Here is a 14897-nt window from a genome sequence, read left to right on the forward strand (position 1 = left end):
CGAGGAGTGGCCAACAGGTGAATCTGAAACAGTTATCGCAATTGCTCGGCCTGTCGCAAACGACGATCAGCCGCGCCTTGAACGGTTATCCCGAGGTCAACGAGGAGACGCGTCAGCGCGTGCTGCGGGTGGCAAAGGAGACCGGCTACCGACCTAATCTTGCCGCCCAGAGACTGGCGACGGGCAAAGCCGGATCGATCGGCCTTATCATGCCGATCGCCGCCGATCACAGTTCTGACATCCATTTTGCCGAATTCCAGAGCGGTCTGGCGGAAGAAGCGCTACGGCAGGACTTTCACCTCGTGATCATGCCGGCCCATCCGCGCGAGGAAGAGCAGGCCATCCGATGGCTGGTCGCCAGTGGCAGCGTCGATGGCTACTATCTCGCCTATATGCGGGAAAGGGATCCGCGCATCACCATGGCCAAGACCCTGCCGGTACCCTTCGTGGTGCATGGCCGATCTCTGGGTCTTGAACCCGACTATCCCTATCTCGACGTGGACAACGAGGCAGCCTTCAACGATGCGACCAGCCTGCTGCTGCGGCTCGGCCACCGCCATTTCGGTCTTTTGAACGGCCCGGAAGATCTCGACTTCGCCATGCGCCGGCGCCACGGCGTCGTGGCGGCGCTGGCCGGCGCCGGGTTGACGCTTGCCGCCTCCCACACGCGGCATTCTGTGATGACCGACGAATTCGGCTTTCGCGGCATGGCAGAACTGCTGCGCCAGCCGGAACCGCCGACCGCCGTGCTGTGCGCCAGCACGGTCCTCGCGCTCGGCGCGGTGCGGGCGATCAACCAGGCCGGGCTGAAGCTCGGCAAGGACATCTCGCTGATCGCCCATGACGACGTGCTGCCATTGCTGAAGCCTGAAAACTTCTCGATCCCGCTGACCACGACGCGGTCTTCGCTGCGGGCTGCGGGCAATCGCATCGCCCAGCGATTGATCTGTCAGATCGGCGGCCAGGAACCACAGCCGCCGCTGCACGAATTGTGGAAGGCCGACCTGGTGATCAGGGCCTCGACCGGCCCCGCCCCCAGATAGACCGGGCTATTTGCCGCTTAGAATTTCGGTGCGGTCAGCCCGGCCGTGCGGTAGGCGGCGATGGCGGTATTGGCCATCAGCATGGCGATGGTCATCGGGCCGACGCCACCTGGAACCGGCGAAATGGCACCGGCAACGGCCACGCATTCGTCGAAGGCGACATCGCCCACCAGACGGCTCTTGCCCTCGCCCTTTTCCGGCGCCGGAATGCGGTTGATGCCGACATCGATGACCGTCGCGCCAGGCTTGATCCAATCGACCTTGACCATCTGGGCGCGGCCGACGGCGGCAACCAGGATATCGGCATTGCGGCCGAGCGATGCCAAATCGTGGCTGCGGGAATGGCCGATCGTCACGGTGGCATTGGCGGCGAGAAGCAATTGCGCCATCGGCTTGCCGAACAGGTTGGAGCGGCCGATCACCAGCGCATTGAGGCCGGACAGATCCGTGCCGTGGATCTGGCGGACCAGCAGCATGGCGCCGGCCGGAGTGCAGGAGATCAGGCCCGTCTCCAGATCGCCGACGGCGAGCTTTCCAGCGTTGAGGATGTTGAGGCCATCGACATCCTTTTCCGGCAGGATCGCCTGGATCACCGCATCGGACTGCAGATGTTTGGGCAGCGGTAGCTGGACCAGGACGCCGTGAATGGAGGCGTCGGCGTTAAGCGTGGCGACCAGCGCCATCAACTCTTCCTGGGTCGTCTCCTCGGGCAGCGTATGCTGGACGGAGTTGAAGCCGCATTGTTTGGCCATCTTGCTCTTGGAGCCGACATAGGCATGGCTGGCCGGATCGTTGCCGACGATGACCACGGCAAGCCCCACCTTGCCGCCGGTCTGTTTTTCGTAACCTGCCGCGGCAGAGGTCACTGCCTCGATCACAGATGCGGCTGCCTGCTTGCCATCAATCACTGTCGTCACACCGATCATCCCTTGCCTGGATACGTCCGGTCCACTCTAGCGTCCGGTTCTCGCCACGATTTTCCTGCCACCGCCCTATGGTGTCTAAAATCGGCAAATGCAAGAGATCTGGAGCCGAAGGAACATCCACAGCACTGAAAAAAGACGGTCACGATGCCGCAGACCATATCCCGGTCGATGGCTCCGCCACGGCTGCGGAAACGATTGCCGGAGGGGTGACGCTTCTGCTATCAGCGTCTCCTATCTGTTCCGTCCGGGAGATGATCGATGATTGCGACGCCATGCCCCCGGGCATTTCTGTGACAGATCCTGTCGACCCATCGCTGACGGCGCTCGGCTGGACCGCCTTTTTCGCGGAACAGCTGCTGCCCGCCGAATCCGACCTTGCCATCGTGCGGATCGCCTCCGTGCATCGCGCCCGGCTGACAGGCCTATCCATCGAAGGCCCTGTCGACGTCGAATTGCCGGTGCATGCCAACACAGGCGACTTTGCGGTGGGAGACTGGGTTCTGGCCGAGCCCCGCAGCCTTGCGCTCAACCGCCGGCTCGACCGCCGGACACTGCTGCAGCGGCGCATCGAAGGCAGGAAGGCGCCGCAGCTGGCGGCCGCGAATGTCGATACGCTGTTCATCGTCACTTCCTGCAATCTCGATTTCAATCCGGCCCGGCTGGAGCGCTATCTGGCCCTGTCCAACCAGGCGGGCACCGAGCCGGTGATCGTGTTGACAAAGGCTGACACAGCCGAAGACGCTTCCACCTATCAAGACGAGGCAGCTGCTCTGCAGCGCGGGCTGGCGGTGGTAACCGTGAATGCCCGCTCGCCCGACAGCGCTTTGGCGCTTGCTCCCTGGTGCAGGCCCGGCCGGACGGTGGCGATGATCGGTTCGTCCGGCGTCGGCAAGTCGACGCTGGTGAACACGCTGGCCGGCCCGAACCGCGACACGTCGCAGGAGACCGGTGGTATCCGCGAACGCGACGCCAAGGGGCGCCATACCACGACGGCGCGCTCGCTGCATGCCATTGCCGGCGGCGGCTGGATCATCGACACACCCGGCATGCGCACGCTCAATGTCAGCGACGCCGCCGAGGGCATCGACACACTGTTTGCCGAAATCACCGATCTGGCACCATCCTGCCGGTTTCGTGACTGTACCCATGCCCATGAGCCGGGCTGTGCGGTGCAGGCGGCGATTGCCGCCGGCACCCTGCCCGCCGAGCGGTTGGCACGCTGGCGCAAGCTGCTCGAAGAAAACCGCAACAACACGCCCGCACAGACCGGGCCGCGTGGCAACAAGACGACGTCGAACCGCAAGAAATATTGAGGCGGCTGCGCCGCTTTCGGAAGCGGCAGGACTTTGGAAACCTTGGCGCCCTATAATCTGCCACAGACGGAACGGAGCCCAGCGTGTCAAATATCATCGACTTCAAGCAACCGCCGAAACCCCCGAAGCCGAAGACACCCCGCCCAGGGCTGCGCAAGGCGTTGACGATCCTCGGCGTCGTCGCGGCATTCGTGGCGGCATGGGCCTATTTCAGCTTCATTGGCGGCTGACCGCCAGGGCGGACGATTGCTCGAGCACAGGTCCGGTGACGGCGCTCGTATCGGCGGTTTCGGTCGCAGCACCGAAGTGCCATGGGACGACCCGTGGCAGGAAGCGCCCCCTATTTTTTCCCAATGTTTCCGAAAAACGGTCATTGTAAGAAGACTGGCATCAGCGCTGGAAACCGGGACCGTTTGATGCATAAAGAGGTCCACCACCCTGCCTGCCGAGAGGAAACGCAGCTCATGATTTCGAGGTCAGCGCCAAGAGTTCTGATCGTCGACGACGATATGGAAATCCGCACGCTTCTCAGCCGGTATCTGGAAGAACAGGGCTTCGAGATTTCGACGGCCGCCCATCTGCGGGGCTGCTCCGAGGCCATCAGCCGGTCGCGGCCGGACCTGATCGTGCTTGACGTGATGCTACCGGACGGGTCCGGCTTCGATTTCTGCCGCGACCTGCACCGGCAAACGCCGCATATGCCCGTCATCCTGCTCACCGCGCTGAAGGAGGACATCGATCGTATCCTCGGCCTTGAGATCGGTGCGGACGACTATCTGGGCAAACCCTTCAATCCCCGCGAACTGGCGGCACGTATCCGGGCGGTGCTGCGCCGTGTCCATGCCATCGATTCACTGGAGGATCTGCCGCGGCGCTACCGCTTCGGCGAGTTTTCCCTGGACCCGCAAAGACGGCGGGTGGAGCGGTTTGCGGGCGAGGTCTTTGATCTCACCGGTGCCGAATTCGACCTGCTGCAGGCCTTCGTCGAACATTCCGGGCAACGCCTGTCGCGGGAGCAATTGCTGGATCTCACCCAGAGCAAGGAACGGGACTCGGCCGACCGTTCCATCGACGTTCTGGTGAGCCGGCTGCGCCGCAAGCTTGGAGAAACAGCCGAGGCCCCCATTTTCAGAACCATCCGCCATGGCGGCTACCAATTGGTCGTGCCGGTAACAACGCTTCTGGATGACGAATGAAATCCCTGGTCTTCCGTATTGCCGCCCTTCTGGTGGCAGCCATCGTGTTCGTGGTCATCCTGTCCACCGTGGCGGCCTTTTTCGTGCTACGGCCACCGATCAGCGAGGACTTCAGCAGGGTCGAGGCGCGCAAGCTGGAACTGCTTGCCACACTGGTCGAGAGGGACCGGACTGCAGCCATCTCGGCGGGCGCAGTCATCCGTCCGCAGCCGAACGATGGCGAAGCCGACACAGAGTTTTCGACTGTTATGTCCGAGTCGTTGAAACGGATCGGATCGTCCAGATCCTCCTCCGTGGTGCGCGGCGATGAGTCCTGGACCGCAATCGTGTCACTCCAGCTTGCCGACGGCAATTGGCTGATCGCTCCGTTGCGCGGGCTCGGACCTCCGCCCGGCGAGTGGAAGCGGCTGTTGACCTGGCTGGCGTTGATCATTGTCGGCAGCGCTTTCATTGCCGTATTCGCCGCCACGAAGATCACCCGGCCGCTGCAGTTGATCGAAAATGCGATGGCTGACGTCGGGGCGGACGGGATGTTTGCCCATATTCCAGAGACCGGCAATCGCGAGTTGCGCGCCACGGCACAAGCGCTCAACAGGCTTTCGACACGCCTGAGGGCGGCAACGGAGAGCCGCATGCGGCTGGTTGCGGCCGCAGGGCATGACCTGCGTACACCGATGACCCGGATGCGCCTGCGCGCCGAATTTATTGAGGACGACGCCGAGCGCGGCAAGTGGTTTGCCGATCTTGAAGAGCTGGATTCCATTGCCGACAGCGCCATCCGGCTGGTGCGCGAAGAGGTCGGCGCCAGCAAACCGGAGAAGCTGCGTCTCGACACGGCCGTTGGGAAGATCATCAGCGAAGTCTCGGCACTCGACTTGAAGGTCAAACAGGGATCGCTTGAGACGATAACCGTCTACGCAGATCCGCTCGCTCTGACGCGGGCCCTGCGCAACCTGATCATCAATGCCGCAACCCACGGCGAAGCAGCGATGGTGACCGTCGAGCGACAGGCGGGCAAGGCCCTGGTCAGGATCGAGGATAGCGGCCCCGGCGTGCCGCCCGATCTGCTCGGCCAGATCTTCGAGCCGTTCTTTCGCATCGACATCGCCAGGCGCAAGGCGATACCCGGAGCGGGCCTGGGGTTGGCGATCGCCAAGGAAATCATCGAGCGGTTCAACGGCGGCATCACCGTGCGCAACCGCGTGGCACGCGGCCTTGAGGTCGTTGTCGCCCTGCCCGAGGCCTCGGACGACGCTCCATAGCCGATGATGGCGCGTCATCCGGCGGCGCCGATTTTCGGCTCAGGTAATGCCCCTCAGAAAAGCGCCGAAACACAATTCCATGAAAATTCCAGATTTCAGAAATATTCAGAAATCTTTACGTTCGTTCCCGACAGTATTGTCGAATTAACCATCCGGTGGAGATCGACAGTCCATCGATGGGACACAAGAGAGATCCTACCAGGGACCAAGCATGTCCGTGGATCTTTCGCGCCAGACCCCGGACACCGTTCCGGCACACCGATATGCAAGGGCCGCAATGACGGTGGCAACTGAAGACCGCTTTGATACGGAACAGGACAGAATCTGGCAGTGCGGCAATCACGAACCGCTGCAGATGCATCCCGACCTATTCAAGTTGGAAGACTGCGACGCCTTCGGCAGGAACCAAACCATTGGTTTCCTGGCCCAGCATTTCTGGCGGGATGTAGCCGGATTTGGCGACGTTCCGGAACACTAAACCAATTCTGCACCCGACGGATCGACGGACGGCCCCACCGTGCCGACGGGCGATCACGGGCACGATAGGAGCCTCGATTTGATATCCTCGACACCGAACCAGGACGAAGACAGGGCCAGCCTTGCAAGCATGGAGCAGGACCCGGCCGAGAGCCGGCTGACGCTGACCGCACAGATCGTCTCGGCCTATCTGCGCCGCAACGTGACACCGGTCGCCGATATCGCGCGCCTGATATCGGAAACCCATTCGTCGCTTACCGCCTGCACCGCAAACGGCGCTTCGTCGCGCACTGTCGAGGTCCTGCGGCCTGCCGTGCCGATTGAGAAATCGCTGACCGACGACTTCGTCATCTGCCTGGAGGACGGGCAGAAGTTCAAATCGATGAAGCGTCACCTGAGAACGCAGTACAATCTGACTCCGGAAGAGTACCGCAGGAAATGGGATCTCTCACCGTCCTATCCGATGGTCGCGCGCAACTATGCCAAGAAGCGTTCGGAACTGGCCCGCGCCAGCGGCCTCGGCAAGCGACCGGTGGTCGCCGAGCCGGCTCGGCAGGCCGGACCAACGGTAGAGGTCCGACCGCGCACCCAAAAAGCGCAGCGCTTGCAACTGGTCTGAGCTTGTTGTCCATGCCCGCGCGGCGGTCGCGGGCATGGTATCACTTTATGGAGCGAGAAATCCGCTCAGCGATCAGGCGGCGCGATGCGTCGTGGCGCTGCCGGAACGCTGGTCGGCCAGCTTGAACCGATCGACCAGCGACATCAAGGCATCGGCCTCGTCGGCAAGCTGGCGTGTCGCAGCATTGGTTTCCTCGACCATCGCGGCATTGCGCTGCGTCATCTGGTCCATCTGATTGACGGCCGAGTTCACTTCGCCCAGCGCATCCGACTGCTCGCGGCTGGCCGTCGCGATCACATGGACGCGATCCGAGACGGTAACGATCTTGGAGGAGATTTCCGAGAGCACCGTGCCCGTCTGCTGCACCAGGCGTGCGCCGGACGAAACCTCGGTGCTCGACTTGTTGATCAGGTCCTTGATCTGGTGCGCGGCGGTGGCCGAGCGTTGTGCCAGTTCGCGCACTTCCTGGGCAACGACGGCAAAGCCCTTGCCAGCCTCTCCGGCCCGCGCCGCCTCGATGCCGGCATTCAGCGCCAAGAGATTGGTCTGGAAGGCAATTTCGTCAATAACGTCGATGATCTGCACGATCTGGCCCGAAGCGGCTTCGATGCGGTCCATGGCCTCGATGGCGTCGGCGACGACGGCTGACGAGGTATCGGCCGACTTCTTCGTCTCGGCAACGATGCGGTTTGCCTCTTCGGCCCGGGCCGCCGAGGACTTGACCGTGGTGGTGATCTGCTCGACGGCTGCCGCCGTTTCCTCCAGCGATGCCGCCTGCTGCTCGGTGCGCTTGGCCAGTTCGTCGGCCGACTGGCTCATCTCTCCGGCATTGCGCTGGATCATGTAGGTGTTGGAGCGGATCTGCATCATCGTATCCTGCAGTCGCACCAGCGAGGAATTGAAATCGGTACGCAACTGTTCGAGACGGCCAAAGAACGGCGTCTCGATTGTTTCGGAAATGTCGCCCTGGGACAAACGCCCGAGGCCCATTGCCAGGGCATTGACGGCGAAGTCGATCTGGCGGTCGGTTTCCTGCTTGTCGCGATCGTTGCGGCGACGCTCTTCTTCGACCTCGGCCCGCTCGGCCTCGCTGCGGGTTTCGATCTCGATCTTCGACAGGGCATTCTGCTTGAAGACGCCAAGGGCGCGGGCCATCTCGCCGATCTCGTCGACGCGACTCTCGCCGTTGATGCGCGTGTCGAGTACGCCTTCTGCCAACCTGCGCATGGCGTCGGTAATCTGGCCGATCGGCCCCTTGAAGGTGATGACCAGGCCGATACCGGCAAACAGCGAAATCAGAATGCCAAGCACGGTAGCGCCGATCGAAATCGAATTGGCACTTTCGCGCTCCACGCCGGCGCTCTGCTTCTGCTGCTCCGCAAAGGAGGTGAGCTGGCTCCAGATGACGTCAAGATCTGCCGCAGCCACCTGGAAGTTTTTAGCCCGTTCCTCAGCGATCTTTACGAGATCAGCGCTCGCCTTTTCCATCGTCTCGATAGCAGGCGCCAGCTTGGCCTTCAGCGGCGGCAGGAATTCGCGATCACCGGCGCTGCCTTCGAGCGTCGCCAGATCCTTGCGCACGCTGGCAAATTCCTGCGTCAGGCGAGTCAGATTCTGGCTGGTCGGCGCCAGCATGAAACGAGCCATCATGATCTGGATGGAATAGGAGGAATTGATCAGGCTGCGGCTGTTGTCGAGAATGGCCTGGGCCTTTTGCAGCGGCTCGTCGAGTTCGCCGAAGCGGGCCGTAGCGTCCTTCATCTTCTGCTGGGCGGCAATCCCCAGATAGGCGGACATCTGGGTGAAATTGCGCAGCCGTGCCGTCATCTCGTCGACCACGAGCTGGGATTTGTCGCCGGCTGCCACCATGCCGCCGAGATCCTTGATGATCGTCTCCAGCGTCTTGGCCGCCGATTTGTTCTTCTCCGGCAGCGAGATGGACAGCAGCCGATGGCGCGTCTTCATCTCGTCGAGGCTACCTGCCACAACGTCGAACTTTTCCTCCGGCGTCTTCATCTTGGTGAACTTGGAATTGATGCCGGAAAGAACCGTCGCGCTGAGCGCGATGCGGTCGGCATCGCGCAGCATCTGCTTGGCGGCGGTCTCGTCGTCCTCGACAGCGCGGGAGACCTTCTTCATCGCCTCGTTAATGTCGATCTGCGAACTGACGATGGCGCTGACACCCTTCTGCAGAGATTGGATCAGGCCGGTTTCGGTTTCATGCAGGCTCCACAGGGACGCCATATGCTTGACCACGCCATCGACGGCCGTCGTTGTCTCCTCCAGTTCGGCCCGGCCATCGGCATCGGCACCAAGCTGCGACAGCGTCTCCTTCAAGGTCGCCTGCTGGCTTTGCAGCTTGTCGACGACCTTGTCCCGGCTTTCGGCCGTGGCATTTTTCAGGAAGTCGTTCATCGCGCCGGATACGTCGCGGAAGCCGCTCAAGGATTGCAGAACGCTGTTGGATATCTCAATCCGCCCTTGCAGCAGACCTGATGCGTAGAGGCCGGTAAAGCCGACAGCCGTGATGCTGACGACGAAAGGTAAAATGAAGATCAGCACCTTTGTCTGAATCCTGAACCGGGACAGGATACGATCAATAAACATGCTTTCTACGCTCCCAAACGTTGAATACCACCAAGAAGACAGTAGAGGCCGCACGACAAAGAGGGCCTCCACCCTCTTCAGAATCCGGGCATCCTACATTCGGGAGTGCTGAGGAATGATTAAAGGAGAGAAAGATCATATAATTGCATTTTGTTAAAACGTCTGCTGATTGAGCCGGCGGCATGCGCTCTCAGGCCGCCTGGACCATCCCGTTCTTCAGGCGCGCCAGCCGGCTCTCGCCGCTCTCCTCGCCGAAGCAGCCCTCGAAATCATGGCATTCGCGACAGCTGGGCGCGCTGCAAATCGAAAATCCTTCGGCCTCGCAGAGCCGGCGATAGAAATACTTCTTCCACTTCATGTTACTGGTATTGCCGCGCGCGAGACTCGGGAAGTGGCGATTCAGCAGGCGGGTCAATTCAGGCCGCTCGAACAGGCCCAGATCCTGCCAGAGATGATCGTCGCGCATGGCGCGGCGGGCAACGATATGGGCGAAAAACACGCTGTTGATCTTGGCGCCGTCGGCATGGTCCAGCAGCAGCGCCAGAAGCAGGTCCTCCTCCACCTCCCGCTCCGGCTCGGTGCCCGCGCGCCCGACATCGAAAAAGCTCAGACAGACGCCGGGAAAGTTGCAGGCGATGACCGAGGCCAGATCCCGCGATCCCAGCCCGCAGGCTGCATTGAAGGTTGTCGAACCGTCAAGGGCTTCGTCGCGGGCCATCGAAAGGGCGCAGGCAAGCGCATGATGGTCGAAGGCGGTATCCGCGTCGATCGCCGGCCATTGTCCGGCCATCAGGCAGGCATAGTGATCAGCAAACATCGAAACGCTCCTTCAAGTTATCGGCCAAGACAAGAGGTCGGGTCATGCGGCCAGCGCTCCGGCCGTCACATGGGTCTGGCAGTTCTTGGGACAGACGCGCGCACAGGCGCCGCAGCCGATGCAGGCGCCGGCCCGGTCGACGACCATGATCATGCGGTTGAGGTCGCCATCGAAATCGTCGCCGTCATTGTCGCAGCGACCGAGGATTTCGCCCTCGTCGTCGACGCCGTAGAGATGCATCACCTCGCGCGAACAGACCTTGAAGCAGCGTCCGCAGCCAATGCAGGTCGCACCATCGATCGCCGTCAGGTAGTCCGGCATCCAGGCTGACCCGTCGCGGGTTTCAAAGGGGGCGGCCATCAGGCGTTCTCCAATGCGCTCAATTGCTGCTTGGCCGCTTCCAGCTCGGCAAACACCGCATAGGTGCGCTCGGCCACCGCCTTGATCTCGGTCCAGTTGACCGGCAGGTCTTCCGCCAGGTCATGCAATTCCATCTTGGCATTGCCGGCCCGGGAGTTCAGCTTGCGGACCTTCTTCTGCAGTTCCTCGAGTTCGGACATGCGATGTCTCCTTGATCGAACGGGGTTTCAGTACCGGGCCACTTCGGGATATTTCTCGATCATCTCGACCGCATCGCGCACCAGCTTGTCGCCGGCGTCCGACAGCTTGGCGAGCGTCTCGAAGCCGAAGCGGTGGACATCGCGCAGCGATTTCAGCACGACCACCAATCGGCCCGCCGTCAGCAGCACCCGGCCGAAACCCTCATGGCTCATCTTCATCATCGGCGACGCGATGATGCCGGTCTCCTGCTCGATGGCCAGGCCAATGGCGGAATAGAAGATATCGAGCCGCCACAGCACATCAGGATCCGGATCGCCGATGATCGGGATCTCGCGGCGCTGTTCCTTGGTCAGGATGTAATCACCGAGGATCGACGCATCGGAGCGGCCCTCCCAGGCGTCATAGGTGTCCTGGGCACGCATCAGGCGCACCAAGCATTTCATGAAGGGCGTCGCGAGCGCGTCGACATCATCATTGGCGGCGAGCTTCTCGAGTACGGCTGTCGGAGTCATGGTCGGTTCCTTTTCAATTGTCGTCGTCATCGAAGGATGGTTTCGTCTCGCCAAGGCCGGCTTCGGCCAGAACCTTGCGCAGCCAGGGCGGCGGTGCAGTCTTCAGCATGGTCTGGGTCCGCGCCAGCACCTCGTCGATTGAGGACGGCTGCGGCACCTTGATCGGATGGATCTTGGCCGAGACGACCTTGGCGGCCGAGGGGCCGCCGATCGCCAGGCAGAACAGCAGGTGGCAGCCTCTCAGCGCCTCCACCTTGGGCGTGATGCGGTCATCGCCCTCGGATTTGTGATTGCCGCTTTCGTCCGACACATCGCCGAAGCCGACGGCCTCGACGAATTGCCAGCCGGCGGGGGTGACATCGTAGACGGCAAACAGCTTGGCAGAGCCGAAATGGGCGTTCAGCCCCTTCATGTCCTGCGTGGCGATGGCGATGCGAAGCACGCCCTTCGGGCGCTCAGGTGCAGGTGCCGGCATCTCGTCAGTGACGAGTGATAGACGTCGGACAGCTGTCATTGTCAGTCTCCCTGTTGCGGAACGGGTTGAGGCCTTGCGGGGTCGGCGGTCGGATATTGGCCTGGAAGATATTCGCCGCCTCGAAGATCATGGTGCGGGCGCCCTCGTAGAGAACGCTCAGCTTGTGCTGGCTGCCGAGCCGGTCGAAGATCGGGAAGCCGACCCGCATCAGCGGAATGCCGAGGCGCTCGGCGGCCTGGCGGCCGTGCGAATGGGTGACCAGCAGATCGGCGCCTTCGGCCAGGAACTCGAGATCGGAGAGGTCTCCGACCTGCACGGTGTCGGTCGGCACTTTCGACAGGATGCGCGAACCGCCTGTTGTGGTCACCGCGGCGGAAATCTCGGCACCAAGGCCGAGAAAGAACGTCGCGAGCTGGTAGAGATGATCGGGCTCGGCACCGATGGCGATCTTCTTGCCGCCGAAATGGAAATGGCCGTCGAGCAGGGCATCCTGCAATTGCGCCCGGCGGCGGCGGATCGATTGCGGCACCGGCTTGCCTGAGATGAGCGCCAGCATGGTGATGAAACGGTCGATGCTCTTCAGGCCCGACAGTTGCTGGAACAGCGAATAGGGCACACCGGTTCGGGCCTGCAGGGCTTCGGCCGGCGCCCGCATGTGTTCGCCGATGGCGATCGCCTGGAAGCAGGTGCCGAGATCGCGGATATCCTCGACGCGGGTGCCGCCATAGGTGGTCGGGATCCAGCGGTCCGGCACGGTGCCGTCGAGCGAACCGGAGACATCCGGCAGGATGACCGGCGTCAGGCCAAAACTTTCCACCGTTTCGCGGATATGTTCGATATCGGCCACCGTCAGGTGCCAGCCGGGCAGGATCGCTACCTTTTTCGGATCCCGCACCCGTTCGCCCGCGATCGTCACGCCGTCGATCATCGATGTGACGGCCTTGGCCCAGCCCTCCTCGATGGCGCCGTCGAAATCCGGCGTGGTCGACAGCACGACCTCGGTACCGGCCAGTTCCTCGGCGCGGCGCACCTTGATCGCCGCGACATCGCCGGCGAAGTCCTCGCCGCGCGTCTCGACCAGCGCCGTGGTGCAGATGCCGATCAGCGACGGCTTGGTGCGGCTCTTCAAGTTGAGGATCGCCTCTTCCAGGTGATCGGCTCCGCCGAGAATGGTCGCCACCTCGTCCATGGCGGTGGTCTGCAGGGGGATGGTCTCCTTGAAATGGCGCACGAACAGAACCAGTGCGAAGGACGTGCAGCCCTGGCTGCCGTGGAACAGCGGCATGGCGCCATCGACGCCGAGATAGGCAAAGGCGGCGCCCAGCGGCTGCGAGGATTTGAGCGGATTGACCGCCGCGGATTTGGTCTGGTGCAATACGCGAGCCATCAGCATTCTCCCATGTCGTCGGCGGTGGTGGACAGAAATTTTCGGAAGGCATGGTTTGGCGCCGGCAGCGCGGCCTCATCGCTTGGCGGAGACACAACCACGGCGATTTCGGCCGGATTCCCCTCTCCGTCCCAGGGACAGGGTTCGCGCACCGTCTGCCAGACCGGATTGTGAATGGCGATGTCGATCTGGCGTACCAGCTCCACCATGCCGTCATAGCCGGCATAGGGGTGATGGCGTTCCTGGTTGATATCGAGCCAGGGCATCTTGGCTTTCAGCGCAATGAACTGGGTACGGCCGCCCGACAACATAATGTCTGCCTTGTGCTCTGCCAGCATGGCATAAAGATCGCGCGGCGCCATCGAGTCGAACATGTGGTTCTCGTCTTTGAGGATCTGCTTGATGCGCTCCTTGTCCTCCGGCGTCGATTTCTTGACCGAGGTGCCGACGATCTCGATGCCAATTTCCTGCAGGGCATGGACCACCGACCAGGACTTCACGCCGCCGGTGTTGAGCAGCACGCGCTTTCCTTCAAGGCGGGGACGGAATCCCTCGAGGGCGGCCCAGGCGGCGGCCTCCTCTTCCTCGATGAGGGATTCCGTCCGGTCAAGGAGCACAGGGGACGCTCCTTGATTGACCAGCAGCCGCGCCAGCTGGCGCAGGGCATCGGATGTGTCGGAAATGCCGTAGAACGAGCCTTCGAAATAGGGGATGCCCCAGCGCTCCTCCATCTTGCGGGCGAGATTGATGAGCGCGGTGGAACAGACCATCATCGTCGCCCGGGCGCGGTGGGCGGTGGCGACATCATGGTATCGCGCGTCGCCGGGGATGCAGGCGCGTATCCGCATGCCGAGCTTTTCGAGCAGCGGCTTCACCATCCAGAACTCGCCGGAGAGGTTGAACTCGCCGAGAATATTGACGTCCATATCCGTGACGTCGTCCGGCTCCTGCGTGCCGATCACATGGTCGAGCAGCGCCTCGCCGGCCAGCTTGTTGCCGAGGTTCTTCGAGCCGACAAAGCCCGGCGCGTTGACCGGCACCACGGGAAGCCCGAACTTTTCCGCCGCCCGCCGACAGACCGCTTCGATATCGTCGCCGATCAGCGCCGTCACGCAGGTCGAATAGACGAAGATCGCCGGCGGGGCGTATGTGTCCGAAATCTCGCGGATCGCCTTGAACAGCTTCTTCTCGCCTTGTCCCAGAACGATGTCGAGCTCGGTCAGGTCTGTCGTGAACGAGGTGCGCCAGAGATCCGGCCCCGAGGACGCCGCCCCGCGGTTGTCCCAGGAATTGCCCTCGCAGGCGAGCGGCGCGTGGATCAGATGGGCGACATCGGTGATCGGCTGCAGCACGATCTTGGCGCCGTCAAAGGCGCAGCCGCCGGCCGCCGCCCCCGGCGTCAGCGGCTTGGAACAGCCCTTCTTGCGCGCCTTGGCATCCTTGCCCTGGTTCTTGTCGCAACCGGGCTCGTTGAACACGTCGTCGATCTTTGCTTTCAGCGACATTGGCGGGTTCCTTGTTCGAACCACCTCCGGAAAGGAGGCGACAAACAGAGTTCTGCAAGCGGCATGCCAGCATCAAGAAAAACAATTTTTCATAGGAAATTCATGGCGTTCCGGAATCTCCCGGAATCCGGTTGCGACAAAACCGTTGTCGGCTTGTCAGCTTCCCGACAAAGCGGTCAGGCCATGCCGATTGCCGG

The 14897-nt window shown here is 62.3% G+C and carries 16 protein-coding genes; 7 read left to right on the top strand and 9 right to left on the bottom strand.

Annotated features, from left to right (window positions below; all coding sequences use genetic code 11):
- Positions 1 to 17 precede the first annotated feature (17 nt).
- Entirely contained in the window at positions 18 to 1043 is a 1026-nt protein-coding gene (locus HFC70_RS00175) for a substrate-binding domain-containing protein (protein ID WP_168471181.1), read from the top strand.
- Between the two features lie 17 nt (positions 1044 to 1060).
- Here the strand turns inward: HFC70_RS00175 and HFC70_RS00180 are convergent, their stop codons facing one another.
- Positions 1061 to 1960, bottom strand: a complete 900-nt coding sequence (locus HFC70_RS00180; RefSeq protein WP_168471182.1) for a bifunctional methylenetetrahydrofolate dehydrogenase/methenyltetrahydrofolate cyclohydrolase — start codon at positions 1958 to 1960, stop codon at positions 1061 to 1063.
- 281 nt (positions 1961 to 2241) lie between these two features.
- On the opposite strand from HFC70_RS00180, the gene rsgA reads away from it, so the two are divergent.
- The 6 genes from rsgA to HFC70_RS00210 all read left to right on the top strand — a co-directional run bounded on the left by rsgA (position 2242) and on the right by HFC70_RS00210 (position 6836).
- Complete coding sequence (gene rsgA / locus HFC70_RS00185; protein WP_168471183.1) at positions 2242 to 3282, top strand: ribosome small subunit-dependent GTPase A; 1041 nt, start codon at positions 2242 to 2244, stop codon at positions 3280 to 3282.
- 83 nt (positions 3283 to 3365) lie between these two features.
- Entirely contained in the window at positions 3366 to 3512 is a 147-nt protein-coding gene (locus HFC70_RS00190; protein WP_168471184.1) for a hypothetical protein, read from the top strand.
- Positions 3513 to 3746: 234 nt separating this feature from the next.
- Positions 3747 to 4478, top strand: coding sequence for a response regulator (locus HFC70_RS00195; RefSeq protein ID WP_168471185.1), 732 nt, complete (start codon positions 3747 to 3749; stop codon positions 4476 to 4478).
- On the top strand, positions 4475 to 5740 hold the full coding sequence (locus HFC70_RS00200; protein WP_168471186.1) for an ATP-binding protein: 1266 nt from the start codon (positions 4475 to 4477) through the stop codon (positions 5738 to 5740). Before HFC70_RS00195 ends, HFC70_RS00200 begins: the two co-directional genes overlap by 4 nt.
- Positions 5741 to 5951: 211 nt before the next feature.
- Positions 5952 to 6218: a hypothetical protein gene (locus HFC70_RS00205; protein WP_168471187.1), complete on the top strand. Its 267-nt coding sequence runs from the start codon at positions 5952 to 5954 to the stop codon at positions 6216 to 6218.
- 129 nt (positions 6219 to 6347) lie between these two features.
- Entirely contained in the window at positions 6348 to 6836 is a 489-nt protein-coding gene (locus tag HFC70_RS00210; protein WP_168471727.1) for a MucR family transcriptional regulator, read from the top strand.
- 72 nt (positions 6837 to 6908) lie between these two features.
- Here the strand turns inward: HFC70_RS00210 and HFC70_RS00215 are convergent, their stop codons facing one another.
- The 8 genes from HFC70_RS00215 to nifE form a co-directional block, all read right to left on the bottom strand.
- Positions 6909 to 9443 (bottom strand): methyl-accepting chemotaxis protein, encoded by a 2535-nt coding sequence (locus HFC70_RS00215; protein ID WP_168471188.1) that lies wholly within the window; start codon positions 9441 to 9443, stop codon positions 6909 to 6911.
- A 190-nt stretch (positions 9444 to 9633) separates the two neighbouring features.
- Complete coding sequence (locus HFC70_RS00220; protein ID WP_168471189.1) at positions 9634 to 10260, bottom strand: nitrogen fixation protein NifQ; 627 nt, start codon at positions 10258 to 10260, stop codon at positions 9634 to 9636.
- Between the two features lie 42 nt (positions 10261 to 10302).
- A complete protein-coding gene (gene fdxB / locus HFC70_RS00225) occupies positions 10303 to 10620 on the bottom strand; it encodes a ferredoxin III, nif-specific (RefSeq protein ID WP_168471190.1) in 318 nt (105 codons plus the stop codon).
- Entirely contained in the window at positions 10620 to 10820 is a 201-nt protein-coding gene (locus HFC70_RS00230; RefSeq protein ID WP_168471191.1) for a CCE_0567 family metalloprotein, read from the bottom strand. Before HFC70_RS00230 ends, fdxB begins: the two co-directional genes overlap by 1 nt.
- A gap of 27 nt (positions 10821 to 10847) precedes the next feature.
- On the bottom strand, positions 10848 to 11333 hold the full coding sequence (locus HFC70_RS00235; protein ID WP_168471192.1) for a NifX-associated nitrogen fixation protein: 486 nt from the start codon (positions 11331 to 11333) through the stop codon (positions 10848 to 10850).
- Positions 11334 to 11346: 13 nt separating this feature from the next.
- Positions 11347 to 11847: a nitrogen fixation protein NifX gene (gene nifX, locus HFC70_RS00240; protein ID WP_168471193.1), complete on the bottom strand. Its 501-nt coding sequence runs from the start codon at positions 11845 to 11847 to the stop codon at positions 11347 to 11349.
- Entirely contained in the window at positions 11813 to 13195 is a 1383-nt protein-coding gene (gene nifN / locus HFC70_RS00245) for a nitrogenase iron-molybdenum cofactor biosynthesis protein NifN (RefSeq protein ID WP_168471194.1), read from the bottom strand. The genes nifX and nifN overlap by 35 nt, the downstream gene beginning before the upstream one ends.
- Positions 13195 to 14700: a nitrogenase iron-molybdenum cofactor biosynthesis protein NifE gene (gene nifE / locus HFC70_RS00250; protein WP_168471195.1), complete on the bottom strand. Its 1506-nt coding sequence runs from the start codon at positions 14698 to 14700 to the stop codon at positions 13195 to 13197. The genes nifN and nifE overlap by 1 nt, the downstream gene beginning before the upstream one ends.
- Between the last annotated feature and the right edge of the window lie 197 nt (positions 14701 to 14897).

It is taken from the genome of Agrobacterium sp. a22-2 (genome assembly GCF_012276985.1).
Classification (GTDB): domain Bacteria; phylum Pseudomonadota; class Alphaproteobacteria; order Rhizobiales; family Rhizobiaceae; genus Allorhizobium.

Excerpts from the sequence above, each read along its gene's own strand:
- rsgA (WP_168471183.1), top strand. The coding sequence starts at position 2,242 with ATGCCCCCGGGCATTTCTGTGACAGATCCTGTCGACCCATCGCTGACG.
- HFC70_RS00195 (WP_168471185.1), top strand. The coding sequence starts at position 3,747 with ATGATTTCGAGGTCAGCGCCAAGAGTTCTGATCGTCGACGACGATATG.
- HFC70_RS00200 (WP_168471186.1), top strand. The coding sequence starts at position 4,475 with ATGAAATCCCTGGTCTTCCGTATTGCCGCCCTTCTGGTGGCAGCCATC.
- HFC70_RS00205 (WP_168471187.1), top strand. The coding sequence starts at position 5,952 with ATGTCCGTGGATCTTTCGCGCCAGACCCCGGACACCGTTCCGGCACAC.
- HFC70_RS00210 (WP_168471727.1), top strand. The coding sequence starts at position 6,348 with ATGGAGCAGGACCCGGCCGAGAGCCGGCTGACGCTGACCGCACAGATC.
- HFC70_RS00215 (WP_168471188.1), bottom strand. The coding sequence starts at position 9,443 with ATGTTTATTGATCGTATCCTGTCCCGGTTCAGGATTCAGACAAAGGTG.
- HFC70_RS00220 (WP_168471189.1), bottom strand. The coding sequence starts at position 10,260 with ATGTTTGCTGATCACTATGCCTGCCTGATGGCCGGACAATGGCCGGCG.
- fdxB (WP_168471190.1), bottom strand. The coding sequence starts at position 10,620 with ATGGCCGCCCCCTTTGAAACCCGCGACGGGTCAGCCTGGATGCCGGAC.
- HFC70_RS00230 (WP_168471191.1), bottom strand. The coding sequence starts at position 10,820 with ATGTCCGAACTCGAGGAACTGCAGAAGAAGGTCCGCAAGCTGAACTCC.
- HFC70_RS00235 (WP_168471192.1), bottom strand. The coding sequence starts at position 11,333 with ATGACTCCGACAGCCGTACTCGAGAAGCTCGCCGCCAATGATGATGTC.
- nifX (WP_168471193.1), bottom strand. The coding sequence starts at position 11,847 with ATGACAGCTGTCCGACGTCTATCACTCGTCACTGACGAGATGCCGGCA.
- nifN (WP_168471194.1), bottom strand. The coding sequence starts at position 13,195 with ATGGCTCGCGTATTGCACCAGACCAAATCCGCGGCGGTCAATCCGCTC.
- nifE (WP_168471195.1), bottom strand. The coding sequence starts at position 14,700 with ATGTCGCTGAAAGCAAAGATCGACGACGTGTTCAACGAGCCCGGTTGC.